Source organism: Micromonospora noduli (genome assembly GCF_003264365.1).
GTDB classification, from domain to species: Bacteria; Actinomycetota; Actinomycetes; order Mycobacteriales; family Micromonosporaceae; genus Micromonospora; species Micromonospora noduli.
Genome location: NZ_PYAK01000029.1, coordinates 44,222 through 59,119, shown reverse-complemented (window position 1 = coordinate 59,119; position 14,898 = coordinate 44,222). Strand labels below are relative to the sequence as shown.

General features: G+C 72.4%; 13 protein-coding genes. 8 read left to right on the top strand and 5 right to left on the bottom strand.

What is annotated here, in order from left to right; translation table 11 throughout:
• Complete coding sequence (locus GUI43_RS21200) at positions 1-1,296, bottom strand: ABC transporter substrate-binding protein (RefSeq protein ID WP_112581753.1); 1,296 nt, start codon at positions 1,294-1,296, stop codon at positions 1-3.
• A gap of 159 nt (positions 1,297-1,455) precedes the next feature.
• Here GUI43_RS21200 and GUI43_RS21195 point away from each other — a divergent pair, with 159 nt between their 5' ends.
• From GUI43_RS21195 to GUI43_RS21160, 8 genes are all read left to right on the top strand, one after another.
• Positions 1,456-2,202, top strand: coding sequence for an SDR family NAD(P)-dependent oxidoreductase (locus GUI43_RS21195; RefSeq protein WP_112699591.1), 747 nt, complete (start codon positions 1,456-1,458; stop codon positions 2,200-2,202).
• Positions 2,203-2,237: 35 nt separating this feature from the next.
• Positions 2,238-2,948 carry a FadR/GntR family transcriptional regulator gene (locus tag GUI43_RS21190; RefSeq protein WP_088951310.1) on the top strand — a complete coding sequence of 237 codons (711 nt, stop codon included), beginning with the start codon at positions 2,238-2,240 and terminating at the stop codon, positions 2,946-2,948.
• The gene (gene dgoD, locus GUI43_RS21185; protein ID WP_112699590.1) at positions 2,945-4,090 is read left to right on the top strand and encodes a galactonate dehydratase; all 1,146 of its coding nucleotides are present in this window, start codon (positions 2,945-2,947) and stop codon (positions 4,088-4,090) included. The genes GUI43_RS21190 and dgoD overlap by 4 nt, the downstream gene beginning before the upstream one ends.
• A complete protein-coding gene (locus GUI43_RS21180) occupies positions 4,084-4,923 on the top strand; it encodes a hypothetical protein (protein ID WP_112603643.1) in 840 nt (279 codons plus the stop codon). Before dgoD ends, GUI43_RS21180 begins: the two co-directional genes overlap by 7 nt.
• A 10-nt stretch (positions 4,924-4,933) precedes the next feature.
• Positions 4,934-5,554 (top strand): bifunctional 4-hydroxy-2-oxoglutarate aldolase/2-dehydro-3-deoxy-phosphogluconate aldolase, encoded by a 621-nt coding sequence (locus GUI43_RS21175; RefSeq protein ID WP_112699589.1) that lies wholly within the window; start codon positions 4,934-4,936, stop codon positions 5,552-5,554.
• Positions 5,551-6,492, top strand: a complete 942-nt coding sequence (locus GUI43_RS21170; protein WP_112581758.1) for a sugar kinase — start codon at positions 5,551-5,553, stop codon at positions 6,490-6,492. The genes GUI43_RS21175 and GUI43_RS21170 overlap by 4 nt, the downstream gene beginning before the upstream one ends.
• 20 nt (positions 6,493-6,512) lie before the next feature.
• Positions 6,513-7,394 carry an SMP-30/gluconolactonase/LRE family protein gene (locus GUI43_RS21165; RefSeq protein WP_112699588.1) on the top strand — a complete coding sequence of 294 codons (882 nt, stop codon included), beginning with the start codon at positions 6,513-6,515 and terminating at the stop codon, positions 7,392-7,394.
• Positions 7,395-7,494: 100 nt separating this feature from the next.
• Positions 7,495-8,598, top strand: a complete 1,104-nt coding sequence (locus GUI43_RS21160; RefSeq protein WP_112603635.1) for an L-dopachrome tautomerase-related protein — start codon at positions 7,495-7,497, stop codon at positions 8,596-8,598.
• A gap of 16 nt (positions 8,599-8,614) precedes the next feature.
• Here GUI43_RS21160 and GUI43_RS21155 read toward each other — a convergent pair whose 3' ends face one another.
• The 4 genes from GUI43_RS21155 to GUI43_RS21140 all read right to left on the bottom strand — a co-directional run bounded on the left by GUI43_RS21155 (position 8,615) and on the right by GUI43_RS21140 (position 14,836).
• On the bottom strand, positions 8,615-9,370 hold the full coding sequence (locus GUI43_RS21155) for a dienelactone hydrolase family protein (RefSeq protein ID WP_112699587.1): 756 nt from the start codon (positions 9,368-9,370) through the stop codon (positions 8,615-8,617).
• Between the two features lie 121 nt (positions 9,371-9,491).
• Positions 9,492-11,507 carry an FAD-dependent oxidoreductase gene (locus GUI43_RS21150; RefSeq protein WP_249037806.1) on the bottom strand — a complete coding sequence of 672 codons (2,016 nt, stop codon included), beginning with the start codon at positions 11,505-11,507 and terminating at the stop codon, positions 9,492-9,494.
• A 102-nt stretch (positions 11,508-11,609) separates the two neighbouring features.
• Positions 11,610-12,290, bottom strand: coding sequence for a response regulator (locus GUI43_RS21145; RefSeq protein WP_091395066.1), 681 nt, complete (start codon positions 12,288-12,290; stop codon positions 11,610-11,612).
• Positions 12,287-14,836: a sensor histidine kinase gene (locus tag GUI43_RS21140; RefSeq protein ID WP_112699599.1), complete on the bottom strand. Its 2,550-nt coding sequence runs from the start codon at positions 14,834-14,836 to the stop codon at positions 12,287-12,289. Before GUI43_RS21140 ends, GUI43_RS21145 begins: the two co-directional genes overlap by 4 nt.
• Positions 14,837-14,898 lie beyond the last annotated feature (62 nt).

The following is a 14,898-nucleotide window of genomic DNA, read 5'->3' as shown; positions in this document are numbered from 1 at the left end:
TCAGCCCTTGAAGACCTTCTCGGCGCCGGCCTGCCACTCCCGCAGGATCGCGTCGATCTGGTCCGGCTTGTCGATGAACTTGGTCAGCGCGGTGTCCGCGGTCGGCTGGAGCGCGTCGCTGGAGTCGCGGTTGAAGAACTGGGTCAGCTCCTTGGCCTCGTTCAACATCGCCTTGCCCTTGACGACCAGCGGCGAGTCCGACGCCTTGGCCCTGGGGTTGGCCGGCAGCACGATGCCGGAGCTGGCCTTGACGTACGCCTCCTGGGCCTCGACCCCGGCCAGGTAGCTGAGCAGGGCCTTGGTGCCGGTCGGGTTGGCGGTCTTCGCGCTCGCGAAGAAGCCGTCGGTGGGCGCCTCCTCGGCCAGCGGCACCGCCGGGTCGATGATCGGGAACCGGAAGAAGTCCAGGTCGCCGAGCGCGTCCTTGGGTGCGGCGTCGGCGAAGAAGGTGCCGATCAGGAACATGCCGGTCTTGCCGGCCAGCAACGCGGTGGTCGCCTCCTGGAACGGGTACGCCTTGCCCTTCGGGTCGAAGTAGGGCAGTGCCTCGCGCCAGCGGGTGAAGACCGCCTTGACCTTCGGGTCGTCGAAGCGCTGCTTGCCGGCGAGCAGCTCGCGGTGGAACGGCGCGCCGTTGATCCGGATGTTCAGGTAGTCGAACCAGGCCGAGGCCACCCACGGGGTGTCACCGAGGCCGATGCCGATCGGCGGGATGCCCTTGCTCTTCAGCGTCTCGCAGAGCGCCAGGAACTCGGTCCAGGTCTTCGGCTCCTGCACGCCCCACTTGGCGAAGTTGGACTTGCGGTAGAAGAAGCCCCACCAGTAGTTGTTCATCGGCACGAAGATCTGCTTGCCGCTGGCGTCGGTGGAGAGGGTGCGCAGCGACTGGGGGTAGTCGTCCAGTGACTTCCACACCTCGGAGACGTCCAGCAGCAGGTTCTTGCTGGCGTAGTCGTTGGCGACCGAGCCCGCGTACCAGGTGTAGAGGTCCGGCGGGTTGGCCGAGGTCAGGTAGGTCGGCAGCTGGGTCCGGAAGGTCTCCGAGGCGATCGTGTTGAGGCTCGCCGTGCCCTTGCCCTGCGCGTTGAAGGTCTCGATCAGCTTCTCCATCGCCGCCTTGGCCTGCGGCGAGGAGAGGTTGGACTGGATGGTGACCGCGCCCGAGCCGTTGCTCGTGGTCGGCCCGCTGGCGGAGCTGGCGCACGCGCTGAGGAACGAGCTGGCGCCGAGCGCGCCCAGGCCGGCGAGCCCAAGGTGGCCAAGGAATCGCCGGCGACCGGGGTCGAAGTCGCTCACGGAGGTATCCCTTCCTTTACGACACTCAGCGTCACCACGCGATGTGTCGTCCATGTGAATGCTGTGACGAGAAGGTTGCATCGGCCGTCGCCGACTGTCAAGATATCTTCGTAATTAATGATTAGACGAGACCAAGGCGAGAGTCAGGTGGATCAGCTTATGCGTCGGCTTGAGGGCAAGAACGCGCTGGTCACCGGCGCAATGGGTGGGATCGGCACGGCCATCGCCCGGCGACTCGCCGCCGAGGGGGCAGCGGTCGCGCTGCTCGACGTGGCCGACCCGGCCCCACTTGCCGCGGAACTGACCGCACGAGGCGACCGCGCACTGTCCGTAGTGGGTGATGTCAGCGACGAGGCCGACTGGACGGCCGCCGTGAGCGCCGTACGGGACCGCCTCGGCCCGGTCGACATCCTGGTCAGCACCGCGTACGCCGTGCGGGTCGCCCCGGCGCACGAGATCAGCCGAGAGTCCTGGGACCACCAGCTCGGCGTCAGCCTCACCGGCTCGTTCCTCGGCGTCCGCGCCTGCCTGGACGACCTGCGGGCACGCTCGGGCGCGGTGGTGCTGATCTCCTCGGTGCACGCGCTGGTCGGGTTGCCCGGCCGGCCCGCGTACGCCGCGGCCAAGGGCGGCCTGGTCGCGCTCGGCCGCCAACTCGCCGTCGAGTACGGCCCGCAGGTGCGGGTCAACACCGTGCTGCCCGGGCCGATCCTCACCGCCGCCTGGGCCGACGTGTCCGAAGAGGACCGCCAGCGCAGCATCGCGGAGACCGTCGCGAAGCGCTTCGGCACACCGGACGAGGTGGCCGCCACTGTCGCCTTCCTCGCCTCGCCGGACGCCGCCTACGTCACCGGCGCGAGCCTCGTGGTGGACGGTGGCTGGACAGCGGTGAAAGCCTCGGCCTGAGAGATCGATACCGACCAGCGAAAAGGCCAGGAGCATTGGCACAGTACGCACGCCGCGGCGTCCACGGGCAGACCGTCGAAGCGATCGCCCGTCGCATCCTCACCGGCGAGATCGCTGTCGGCGCGACCCTGAACATCGTCGCGTTGCAGGAGGAGTTCGGCGTCAGCCTGACGGCGCTCCGCGAGGCGCTGAAGGTCCTCTCCGCGAAGGGCATCGTCGACGCCCGGCAGAAGCGCGGCACCTTCGTGCGGCCCCGCGCGGACTGGAACCTGCTCGACGGTGACGTGATCCGCTGGCAGTTCGCCGAGGGCCCCGACGAGCGCCTGCTCGAAAAGCTGCACGAGGTACGCGCCATCATCGAGCCCGCCGCCGCACGGCTGGCCGCCACCCGTGCGACCGAAGACGACCTGGCCGCCCTCGATCAGGCACTCGCCGAGATGACGGACGCCATCGGTGATCCCGCCGCCGCCATCGCCGCCGACCTCGCCTTCCACCGCGCGCTGCTCGCCGCCACCCACAACGAGCTGCTGGAGCGGATGGAGGTGGTGATGGAGACCGGGCTCGCCGAACGGGACCGGCTGGTGCACGGCGGTGACGCGCACGACGACCCGGTGCCCAGCCACCGTGCGGTCGTCGACGGGCTGCGCGAACGGGACGAGACGGCGGCCGAGACCGCCATGCGTGAGTTGCTGGACAAGGCCGTCCGCGACGTCGAGAAGGCACGGGGACGAAGGGGCAGTCAGTGAAGATCGAGCGGATCGAGACCTTCCTGGTCGCGCCACGGTGGTTGTTCTGCCGGGTGGAGACCGACGACGGGCTGGTCGGGTGGGGTGAGCCGGTGGTCGAGGGCCGCGCCGAGGTGGTGCGCAGCGCGGTCGAGGTGCTCTCCGAATATCTGATCGGTGCGGACCCCCTGCGCATCGAGCAGCACTGGCAGGTGCTCACCAAGGGCGGCTTCTACCGGGGCGGCCCGATCCTCTCCAGCGCGGTCGCCGGCCTCGACCAGGCGCTCTGGGACATCGCCGGGCAGGCGTACGGCGCGCCGGTGCACGCGCTGCTAGGCGGGCACGTACGCGACCGGGTACGGATCTACTCGTGGATCGGCGGGGACGAACCCGGCGAGGTGGCCGAAGCCGCCGCCGCGCAGGTCGCCGCCGGCCTGACCGGGGTCAAGATGAACGCCTGCGGGCGGCTCTCGCCGATTCCCACAACGGCCGAAGTGGACGCGGTCATCGGCCGGGTGGCCGCCGCCCGCGAGGTGCTCGGCCCCGACCGGGACATCGCTGTGGACTTCCACGGTCGCGCCGGAATGGCCGCCGTACGCCGGATCCTGCCCGAACTGGCCGCCCTGCGCCCGTTCTTCGTGGAGGAGCCGGTCCTGCCCGATCAGGCTCACCACCTGCGCGACATCGTCGCCAGTACGCCGATCCCGGTGGCCACCGGCGAACGGCTCTACGGTCGGTCCGAGTTCCTCGGCCCGTTGCAGGCCGGGGTCGCCGTGGTTCAACCGGACCTGTCGCACGCCGGTGGGATCTCCGAGGTCCGCCGGATCGCCGCGCTGGCCGAGACGTACGGCGCGCTGCTCGCCCCGCACTGCCCGCTCGGCCCGATCTCCCTGGCGGCCAGCCTCCAGGTGGCCTTCGCGACGCCGAACTTCCTGATCCAGGAGCAGAGCATCGGCATCCACTACAACGCCGGCTCGGAGTTGCTGGACTACCTGGTCGACCCGGAGCCGTTCCGGTTCGTGGACGGGCACATTGCCCGCCTCGACCGGCCCGGTCTGGGCATCACTGTCGACGAGGTGGCGGTCCGCAAGGCCGCCCAGACCCCACACGCCTGGCGCAACCCGGTCTGGCAGCACGCCGACGGGTCCTTCGCCGAGTGGTGACCGGTGCGCGGCCGGTGGCCCTGCGGGTGGCGTACGACGCGGCGCACGGCGGTCGGTGGACGAGTCTGCGCGGTGGCGGCCGGGAGTGGCTGTGGCGTGGCCCGGAACCCGGCCGGCACGAGGTACGCCCCGACGACGCGTTCGTCGACGCCGGTGGCCTGGAGGAGTGCCTGCCCACCGTGCGCGGCGAGCCCGACCACGGCGAGGTGTGGTCGCGGCCGTGGCACAGCGCCGGCCCGGGCACGCTGGTGATCGAGCGGCCGACGTTCACCCTGAGCCGCCGGATCACCGACGAAGGCGGCGTGGTGGTGGCCGACTACCGGTTGGCCGCCGACCCCGGGTACCGGTTCGTCTGGGCCGCGCACGCCCTGCTCGACCTCTCCCCCGCCGCCCGCCTCGACGCGCCCGCCGGCACCCCGACCCGGCTGCACCCGGAAGCCGCCGCGCTCCTGCCACCGGGCAGCTGGCCCACCGGCGACCCGTGGTTGACCGGGCCGTGGCCGGCCCCGGCCGGGCTGACAGTGGACATGTTCGGGCCGGACGACGGGACCGCGCTCGGCGCGGTGCTGCTCGACTGCGCCCGGGTCCAGGTGATCGACGGAGCCGACCGGCTGACTCTGGAGCTGGAGTGCGCCGACCAGCCCCGCAGCACCGCGCTCTGGCGCAACCTGGGCGGCTGGCCGGCGAACGGCCCCTACCGCAGCGTCGGCATCGAACCGATGCTCGGCGCGGCCTTCGACCTGGCCGACGCCGGCCCCTCCGACGCGGCGGTCGTCCCGCCCACCGGCCAGGTCACCTGGCGACTCACCATCTCCGCCCACCGCAACCACTGAGGACACCGTGATGAACCTGCTCGACGAGCTGCGTACCCACCGGCTGTTGGCCATTGTGCGCGGCCCGGACCCGGACGCCGCGCTGACCGCCGTACTCACAGTGGCCGAGAGCGGCGTCGCAGTGGTCGAGGTTTCGATGACCAGCGCCGACGCGCTCGGCGTCATCCGCCGCGCCCGAGCTGCCCTCGGGCCCGACTTCGCCTTGGGTGCCGGCACCGTGCTCAGCGTCGAGGACGCCCGCGCGGCGGCCGACGCGGGCGCCGGTTTCCTGGTCACCCCGGCCATCGCGGCGAGCCTCGCCGAGGGCGGCCGGCTCGGGCTGCCGGTGCTCGCCGGCGCCCTCACCCCCACCGAAGTGGTGCAGGCCAACGACGGCGGGGCCACCGCGATCAAGCTCTTCCCGGCCTCGCTCGGCGGGCCCGACTACCTCGGCGCTCTACGGGACCCGTTCCCCGGTACCGCGTTCGTGCCGGTCGGTGGTGTCGACGCGGACGGTGCTCGGCGCTACCTCGAACGGGGTGCGACAGCTGTCGGCGTCGGTTCCCCGCTGCTCGGCGACGCCGTCCGAGGCGGCGACACGGCGGCGCTGCGCGAGCGCGCCGCGGCCTTCCTCGCGGCGGTCCGGCCATGACCGACCTGCTCACGCTCGGCGAGACGATGGCGGCGTTCCGCACCACCGGCCCACTGCGACTGGGCGGTACCGCCGGCATCTCCGTCGCCGGGTCCGAGTCGAACGTGGCGATCGGCGTGGCCCGGCTCGGCCACCGGGCGGCCTGGGTCGGCGTCACCGGCGCCGACGAGCCCGGCGAGCTGGTCCGCCGCACGCTGCGCGCCGAGGGTGTCGACCTGACCTGGTCCCGGGTCGACACGGCCGCCCCCACCGGCCTGATCCTCTTCGAGAATCGTGTCGCGGACATCAACCGGGTCACCTACCACCGCTCCTTCTCGGCCGGCTCCCGGCTGGGCCCGGCCGACGTGACCCGGGCCTTCGACGCGCCCGGGCCGCCACCCCGGCTGCTGCACGTCACCGGCATCACCTGCGCGCTCGGCGTCGAGCCGTACCAGGCGGTGGTGGAAGCCGTACGGCGCGCCCGCGTCGCCGGCAGCACGATCTGCCTGGACGTCAACCACCGCAACCGGCTCTGGTCCCTCACCGAGGCCGCCGCCGCGTTGCGCCCGCTGCTGCCCTCGATCGACCTGGTGATCGCCTCCGACGACGAGTTGGCGGTGCTCACCGACGCGACCGACCCGGCCCCGGCGCTACTCTCGGCCGGCGTCACCGAGGTCGTGGTCAAGCACGGCGCCGACGGAGCAACCAGCCACAGCGCGACCGGCACCATCCACCGTCCAGCCCGGACGGTGCCGGTGGTGGACACCGTCGGCGCGGGCGACGCCTTCGTCGCCGGGCTGCTCTCCGGCTGGCTCGACGGCGTCGACGCGTCGGCCCGACTGGACCGGGCCGTCACCACCGGCGCGTTCGCGGTCGCCAGCCGGGGCGACTGGGAGGGCCTGCCCGACCGGGCCGAGCTGGCGCTGCTCGACCACGGCCCCGGCGGTACGGTCCGCTGACGATCTTTTGGAGGAGCACCATGGAGCTGACCGAGCCGACCGTCTGGAGCACCGACCGGCTGGAGTTGGGTGAGGGCCTGCGCTGGGTCGACGACCGGCTGGTCCTCGTCGACCTGCTGGCCGGGCGACTGTTGGAAACCGACGGCGACGCCCCCACCCCGCTGCGGGAGCTACGCCGCCTGGACGTGCCGCTCGGCGCTGTCGCCCCGGTGGCCGACCGACCCGGCGACTGGCTGGCCGCCGCCGGGACCGGCGTCACGGTGCTGCCCGCCACCGGCGACCCCCGCCCGGTCGCCGAGCTGGTCGCCGAGGCCCCCGAGCCGACCCGGATGAACGACGCGGTCGCCGACCCGCACGGCCGCTTCTGGGCCGGCAGCATGACGTACGCGATGGTGCCCGGCGGAGGCACGCTGTTCCGCCTCACCCCGGGCGCCGAGCCGGTCCCCGCGGTGACCGGGCTGACCATCCCGAACGGGCCGGCGTTCGACGCGACCGGCACCACCATGTACCTGGCCGACACCCCGCGCGGCGAGATCGACCGGTTCACCGTCGACCCCGCCACCGGTGACCTGCGCGGGCGGGAGCCGTTCCTGCGGTTGTCCCCCGCCGACGGCGGCCCGGACGGCATGACGCTGGACGCGGCCGACCACCTCTGGATCGCGTTGTGGGGCGGTTCGGCGGTACGCCGCTACCGGCCCGACGGCACCCTCGACCGGGAGATCCGGCTGCCGGCCAAGCAGCCGGCCGGCATCTGCCTGGGCGGCCCCGACCTGCGGCGACTCTTCATCGGCACCGCCCGGGTGGGGCTTGACTCGGCGGGCCCGCAGGACGGCGCGCTGCTCGCGGTGGACGTCCCGGTGCCCGGCCTGCCCGCCGCGCGGGCCGGCGCACCAGCGAGCTGATCGGAGGCATATCGGACGCCAGGGCGGGAACAACCGCACCAAAGCGCCGTAACAGCCGACCGGTAGGGAGCGAGCCGATGAGCACCGTGGGGCGGACGTCATGAACGGGCCGGTCGGCGACGAGCCGATGGGCGAGCTGGAGCTGGTGCACACCTTCACCGGCCCGATGCCGACCGGTGTGAGCGTCTCGCACCGGGGCCGGATCTTTGTCAACTTCCCGAAGTGGGGCGACGAGGTGCCGGCCACCGTCGTCGAGCTGCGCGACGGCCGGGAGATGCCCTACCCCGACCAGGCCTGGAACGACCCGTCCGGCGACGACGACGCGGGCGCGTTCGTCTCGGTGCAGAGCATCGTGGTGGACCCCGCCGACCGACTCTGGGTGCTGGACACCGGCAGCCCGATGTTCCAGCCCACCAAGCCGGGCGGCCCCAAGCTGGTCCGGATCGACCTGGACACCGACACGGTCGCCCAGGTGATCACCTTCCCGGTGGACGTGGCGCTGCCGACGACGTACCTCAACGACGTCCGCTTCGACCTGCGGCGGGGCGAGGCGGGGGTCGCGTACATCACCGACTCCGCCGACTCCGGGCCGAACGGGATCATCGTGGTGGACCTGGCCAGCGGGGCCTCCTGGCGGCGGCTGCACGACCACCCGTCCACCAAGGCGGAGCCGCTGACGTCGTTCCGGCCGGTGGTCGAGGGCCGACCGTTCCTCGAACGGCCGGCCGACGGCCCGCCGAAGCCGGTGAGCATGGGCTCCGACGGCATCGCCATCTCCGCCGACGGCGATCGGCTCTACTACTGCCCGCTGGCCTCCCGGCGCCTGCACAGCGTGTCCACCGAGGCGCTGGCCGACCCGGGCGTCACCCAGGAGGCGGTCGCCGCCACAGTGGTCGACGAGGGCGACCGGGGCACCGCCTCGGACGGGTTGGAGAGCGACGACGCCGGACGGCTCTACCTCACCTCGTACGAGCACAACGCGGTGCTGCGTCGACTGCCCGACGGCGAGTACGAGACGCTGGTGCACGACCCACGACTGCTCTGGCCGGACACCATGTCGGTGGCCACCGACGGGTACCTCTACGTCACCGCCAACCAACTGCACCGGCAGCCGCAGTACCAGCGGGGAAAGGACCTGCGGCGCAAGCCGTACGCGCTGTTCCGCACCCGCATCGACGCCGGCCCGGTGCTGCTGCGCCGCTGAGCGGCCGACGCGCCCGTCAGCTGACGGGCAGGGTGCGGTCCAGGAGGTCGAACAGGGCGGCCCAGTGACGCTCGGTGGCCTCCTCGTCGTACGCCGGGGTGTCCGCCATGGTGTAGCCGTGGTGCGCCCCGGTGTACACCTCGGAGCGGTAGCGCACGCCCGCTGCGTCGAGCGCCTTCTCCAGCGTGGCGATCTGCTCGGGCGTCATCGACTGGTCGGCGTCGGCGTGCCCGAAGTACACCTCGCCGGTGATCGAGGCGACGCCCCGGTGTGGGCTGTCCGGCGCCTCGGTGACGATCCGCCCGCCGTGGAAGCTCGCCACCGCGGCGATGCGGTCCGGGTGCGCCTCGATGGCCCGCAGCGCGTTCGTGCCGCCCATGCAGTAACCGGTGATCGCAACCGGCCCCGGCCGCACGTCGTCGCGGGTGGCCAGGAAGTCGAGGAACGCGGCGGTGTCCCGGTTGATCACGTCGGGAGTCAACACGCCGACCAGCGGCATGATCTTCTCGAAGAGGGCGGCGCGCTGGTCGGCCTCGCCGAGGCGGGACAGGTCGAAGAGCGGTGCCCGGCCGGCCCGGTAGAACAGGTGGGGCGTCAGCACCAGGTAGCCCCGTTCGGCGATCCGCTCGGCCATCTCGACCAGGCGGGGGCGCGGCCCGAAGGCGTCCATGAAGAGCAGCACCGCCGGGAACGGACCCTCGCCATCCGGTCGGGTCAGACTCGCGTCCGCCACTCCGTCACTGGTCGGGATGTCCACCGTCGTCGTCAGCACCGTGCCTCCTCGTACGCCGATCTTGGTCCGTTCGGAACGTTACTCGCCGTATCGGCACCCCCGGCGGGCAGCCGCGTGAACGCGGCGTCCAGAAGTCGATCGGGCCCAGATCCGACGCTGATCAGACGCGGACGAAGCGGACCGCGTCCGCGACCACGTGGCCGTCGGTGTCCTCGGTGCGGATCAGCACGCTTCCGTCGCTGCCCGCAGTGAACTGATAGGTGCCCAACGGCACCCACTGGCCGCCGGACTGTCGCTGGTTGACAGTCCGGGTGACCAACCCCCCGGAGTACGCGATGTCCACCGGCACGTTCGTCGCGCGGTTCGGGTCCGCGGTCCAGCGCAACTGCACTGTCCACGACCCGGAGGCGGGCAGTGAAGGGCGGAACCGCAGCCGGTTGACGCCCTTGGCGGTGTTGCCGTCGTGCTCGTAGTCCGGGCCGTAGTAGCCGCCGATGCTGGTGCTGCGCAGCCACGTCCCGGCCCGGGTGATCCCGCTGGACGCGGCGTTGTCCAGGATCACCTCGCTGGTGGAGCCCCACTCCAGCACCGCGCCGTCCTGGCGCAGCCGGGTCTGGAGGGCGGGCACGGAGACGGCCTGCACGGCGAGGTTCCCGGCGAGCGCCAGGGACGCCGCAGTGGCCGCCGCCTGCCCGAGGATCATGAACACGGGTTCCATCCGGATCGAGCCGTACGCGATGTGGCTCGACGAGAGGCAGACCGGCACCAGCAGGTTCGCGCACTGCGCCTGGTGCGGCACTATCGCGCGGTAGCTCACCGGGTACGGCGCCGGCACGCCGATCTGCACGTCCCCCTCGTTGCGCACCCTGCCGTCGACGACCACCCGCTGACAGTTGTGCGAGTCCATCGTGTAGCTGGCCAGGCCCACCGAGTCGGTGGCGCGTACCCGGCCCCGGCAGTCGGCCTCGGTCATCACGTACGCGGAGATCATCCGGCGTGCCTCGCGGATGTAGAGCATCGGCGGCCAGCCGCCCGTGCCGGTGAACTCGTCCACCGGTAGCCCCCACCGGGCCGTCGAGTCGCGGACCGACGCCGGCAGCCGGGGGTCGTTGGCCAGGAACCACATCAGCCCCTGCTGGTAGGTGCGGTGCTCGGCGATGATGCTCTCCCGCGTCGCCCAGCTCGCCGTCGGGTACGCGTAGTTGAAGCCGATGTTGTCCGTCGACACGGCGCCGTTGTTGTTGGAGTCGGTCTTCCCGCCGCCGACGGAGTGGGTGGTGAAGTACGGCCCGGTGTAGCCGGCCTGGATGTGCCGCAGCAGCAACTCGTACCGGATCGGGTCGTAACCGGACGGCTTGCCGAACGGGATCCGGTTGGCCGCCTGGGTCAGGCACATCCGGAAGCAGTACGCCTGGATCTTGTCGTCGCCGCTGCCCTGCGGGGGGAGCGGGGTGGCGGAGATGCCCGGCAGCAGCCCGCTGGCGGGCGAGCCGGCAGTCACGTACGGGTCGACGGGGTAGGCGAACTGGTGGGTGTTGCGTGACTGCACCCCGTTGATCGTCTCACCGTAGGTGTCGTTGGACTCCCGCCCGACGGTGAACCCCACCCCGGCCATGGCCAGCAGATCGCCCTCGTAGGTGGCGTCGACGAACACCCCGCCCCGGTAGATCGACCCGTCCTCGGTGCGCAGCTCGGTGATCCGGTTCCCGGTTCGGCCGAGGCCGGACAGCCGGGCGTCGACGACCACCGGGACGCCCGCCTCGGCCAGCATCTCGGCGAAGACGGCGGTGGCGACGCGCGGTTCGAAGGTCATCCGCAGCGGCGAGGTCGGCGTGAGGGTTCCGCCGTGGTACTTCACGTACACCCGGCGGTAGAACTCGGCGGCCAGCCCGCCGATGGACGCCTGGACGCCGGTGTCGGTGGCGCCCAGCCCGGCGGTGCTCAACCCGCCGACGTGGCCGGTGGGCTCCACCACCACGGCGGTGCGGCCGAGTCGGCGCATGGTGATCGCGGCGGCCAGCCCGCCGGAGGTGGCGCCGTAGACGACCAGGTCGGCGGTGGTGACGGCGGCTCGGGCGGGGGCGGCCCGGAACGGGTCGGTGAGACCGGCCAGGACGAGGCCGGCACCGCCGGCGACCAGCAGCCGACGACGGGACAGGGGCAGGGGCACTGACACGGCGAGCTCCCGAGGGGTAACCGGTGAAGGGGACGGTTACAGAAGCACGCCGCTGCCGCTGCGAAAGAAATTCTTCAATCTCTGCCGGCGGGTGTCAACGGTTCACGGCCGGTAGCGGTAACCCATTCCCGGCTCGGTGATGAGGTGGCGGGGGCGGGCCGGGTCGTCTTCAAGCTTGCGCCGCAGCTGGGCCAGGTACTGCCGCAGGTAGTTCGTCTCGTTCTGGTATTCCGGCCCCCACACGTCCTGGAGGAGCTGACGTTGGCTGACCAGCTTGCCGGGGTGACGCAGCAGCTTCTCCAGCACGCTCCACTGGGTGGGGGTCAGCTTTACCTCGGTGCCGTCGTCCCGCAGCACGCTGTGGTCGGCCAGGTCGACTGTGTGCTGGCCGATCCGCAGGGCCGGCACCGCGTCGCTGGGCGCGCCGAGGCGGCGGGTCACCGCGCGGATGCGGGCCAGCAACTCCTCCACCCCGAACGGCTTGGTGACGTAGTCGTCAGCGCCCGCGTCCAGCGCCGCGACCTTGTCCTCGCTGCCGGCCCGGCCGGAGAGCACGATGATCGGCACTGTGGTCCACCCGCGCAGACCCCGGATCACCTCCACGCCGTCGATGTCGGGCAGGCCGAGGTCCAGCACCACCAGGTCGGGCGGGTGGCTGGCGGCGGCCTTCAACGCGGCGGCCCCGGTGCCGGCGACGTCCACGTCGTACCGGCGGGCCCGCAGGTTGATCCGCAGGGCACGCAGGATCTGCGGTTCGTCGTCGACGACCAGGATGCGCGTCATTCCTGCGGCCTCTCCGAGCTGGTCGGCGCGGCCGGCAACCGCAGCACCATGGTGAGCCCACCGCCGGGGGTGGTCTCCGGGGTGATGCTGCCACCCATCGCCTCGGCCAACCCCCGGGACAGGGCAAGACCGAGACCGACACCGGTCTGGTTGTCCCGGTCCCCGAGGCGTTGGAACGGCAGGAAGACGTGCTCCCACTGGTCCTCCGGGATGCCCGGACCCCGGTCGATCACCCGCAGCTCGACCTGGCCGGCGTGGGCGCTCGCGGTGATCGTGGGCGGCTGACCGGGCGGGCTGTACCGCAGCGCGTTGGCGACGATGTTGACCAGCACCCGTTCCAGCAGGCCGGGGTCGGCGGTGGCGGCCGGCAGGTCGGCCGGGATGTCCGTGCCGACCGTCGCGGCCGCCGGGCCCAGTTCGTCCAACGCCAGGGGTACGGCGTCCTCCAGGCCGATCGCGGTCGCCGAGATGCCCAGCACTCCCGCCTGGAGCCGGCTCATGTCCAGCAGGTTGCCGACCAGCCGGGCGAGGCGGTCCAGCGACTCCTCGGCGGTCTCCAACAACTCCTCGCGGTCGGACTCGTCGAACTCGATGTCGTGGCTGCGCAGGCTGGTCACTGCCGCCTTCGCGGACGCCAGTGGGGTACGCAGGTCGTGGCTGACCGCCGCGAGCAGCGCGGTGCGCATCCGGTCGGCGGCGGCGAGGGGCCGGGCGGTGGCGGCCTCCTCGGCTAGCCGTTCCTGACGCAGCGCGACGGCGGCCTGGGCGGCGAACGCCTCGACGATCCGCCGGTCGGCGGCCTCCAACCGCCGGCCGCTGAGCACGACTGTGATCCGGTCGTCGACCGGCACCGCCGTCTCGCCGCCGTCGGGCGTGCAGGCCGGCTGCTCGCCGACGCTGGCCACCACGCACCAGGCGTGTTCCTCGCGGGCTCGCTCCGGTCGCCCGCTGGCCTCCTCGGCCAACTCCAGCACGCTCACCGCGCGCAGCCCGAAGGTTTCCCGGAGCTGATCCAGCAGGGCGGGCAGCGGACGTTCGCCGCGCAGCACCCCACCGGCGACGGCGGCGAGGGTCTGCGCGTCGGCGGCGGCCCGCGCGGCTTCCCGGGTACGCCGGGCGGCCACGTCGACGATCCAGCTCACTGCGAGGGCCACGCCGACGAAGACGGCCAGGGCGAGCAGGTTGTCCGCCTCGGCGATGGTCAGCGTGCGGTAGGGCGGCGTGAAGAACCAGTTGAGCAGCAGCGAGCCGCCGAGCGCGGCCACCAGTGCCGGCCACACCCCGCCGACCAGCGCGACCCCGACCACCCCGGCGAGGAACAACAGGATGTCGTTTGTCAACGTCAGGTCGGGCAGGGTCTTCAGCAGCACTGTGAGCAGCGGCATGCCCAGCACCGCCAGGCCGAAGCCGAGCAGCCGGCGGCGTCGGGACAGCGCCGCCGGAACCGCCGCCGCCCGGCGGCCCTTGCCGGCCTGCTTGTGGGTGACCAGGTGCACGTCGATCGAGCCGGACAGCGCGGTGGTGGTCACCCCGACGCCCCGGGCGAAGATCTGCGCGAGGCGACCCCGCCGGCTGGCTCCCAGCACCAACTGGGTGGCGTTCACGCCCTGGGCGAAGTCCAGCAGCGCGGCCGGCACGTCGGTGCCGAGCACCTGGTGGTACGTGCCGCCGAGGCTCTCCACCAGCACTCGTTGCCGGGCCAGCTGGGCCGGGTCGGCACCGGCCAGGCCGTCGCTGCGGGCCACGTGCACGGCGAGCAGGTCGGCGCCCTTGCTGCGGGCCGCGACCCGGGCCGCCCGACGGATCAGCGTCTCACCCTCCGGGCCGCCGGTCAGCGCGACCACCACCCGTTCCCGGGCCTCCCAGGTGGCGGCGATGCCCTGCTGGCTGCGGTAGCGGTCGAGCTGCTCGTCGACCTTGTCGGCCAGCCAGAGCAGCGCCAGCTCGCGCAGCGCGGTGAGGTTGCCGACCCGGAAGTAGTTGCCCAACGCGGCGTCGATCTTGTCGGGTCGGTAGATGTTGCCGTGCGCCATCCGCCGACGCAGCGCCTCCGGGGTCATGTCGACCAGCTCGACCTGCTCGGCGGCGCGGACGATCTCGTCCGGCACGGTCTCCCGCTGGGTGGTGCCGGTGATCTGCGCGACGACGTCGTTCACCGACTCCAGGTGCTGCACGTTGACGGTGGACAGCACGTCGATCCCCGCGTCGAGCAGCTCCTGGACGTCCTGCCAGCGCTTGTCGTGCCGGGAACCGGGCACGTTGCTGTGCGCCAACTCGTCGACCACCGCGATCTGTGGCCGGCGGGCCAGCACCGCGTCCAGGTCCATCTCGGTGAACGTCGCGCCCCGGTAGTTCATGGTCCGGCGGGGCACCTGCTCCAGGTCGCCGAGCATCGCTGCGGTGTGCTGGCGGCCGTGGGTCTCCACGAAACCGATCACCACGTCGGTGCCGCGCGCGGCCCGCCGCTGGGCCTCCTCCAACATGGCGTACGTCTTGCCGACGCCGGGGGCGGCCCCCAGATAGATGCGCAGTTCTCCGCGTGGCACGGGGACCATCCTCCCTGCTCAGATCGGCGGGCGGGGCCGTGCCGGTCGGCACGGCCCCGCCC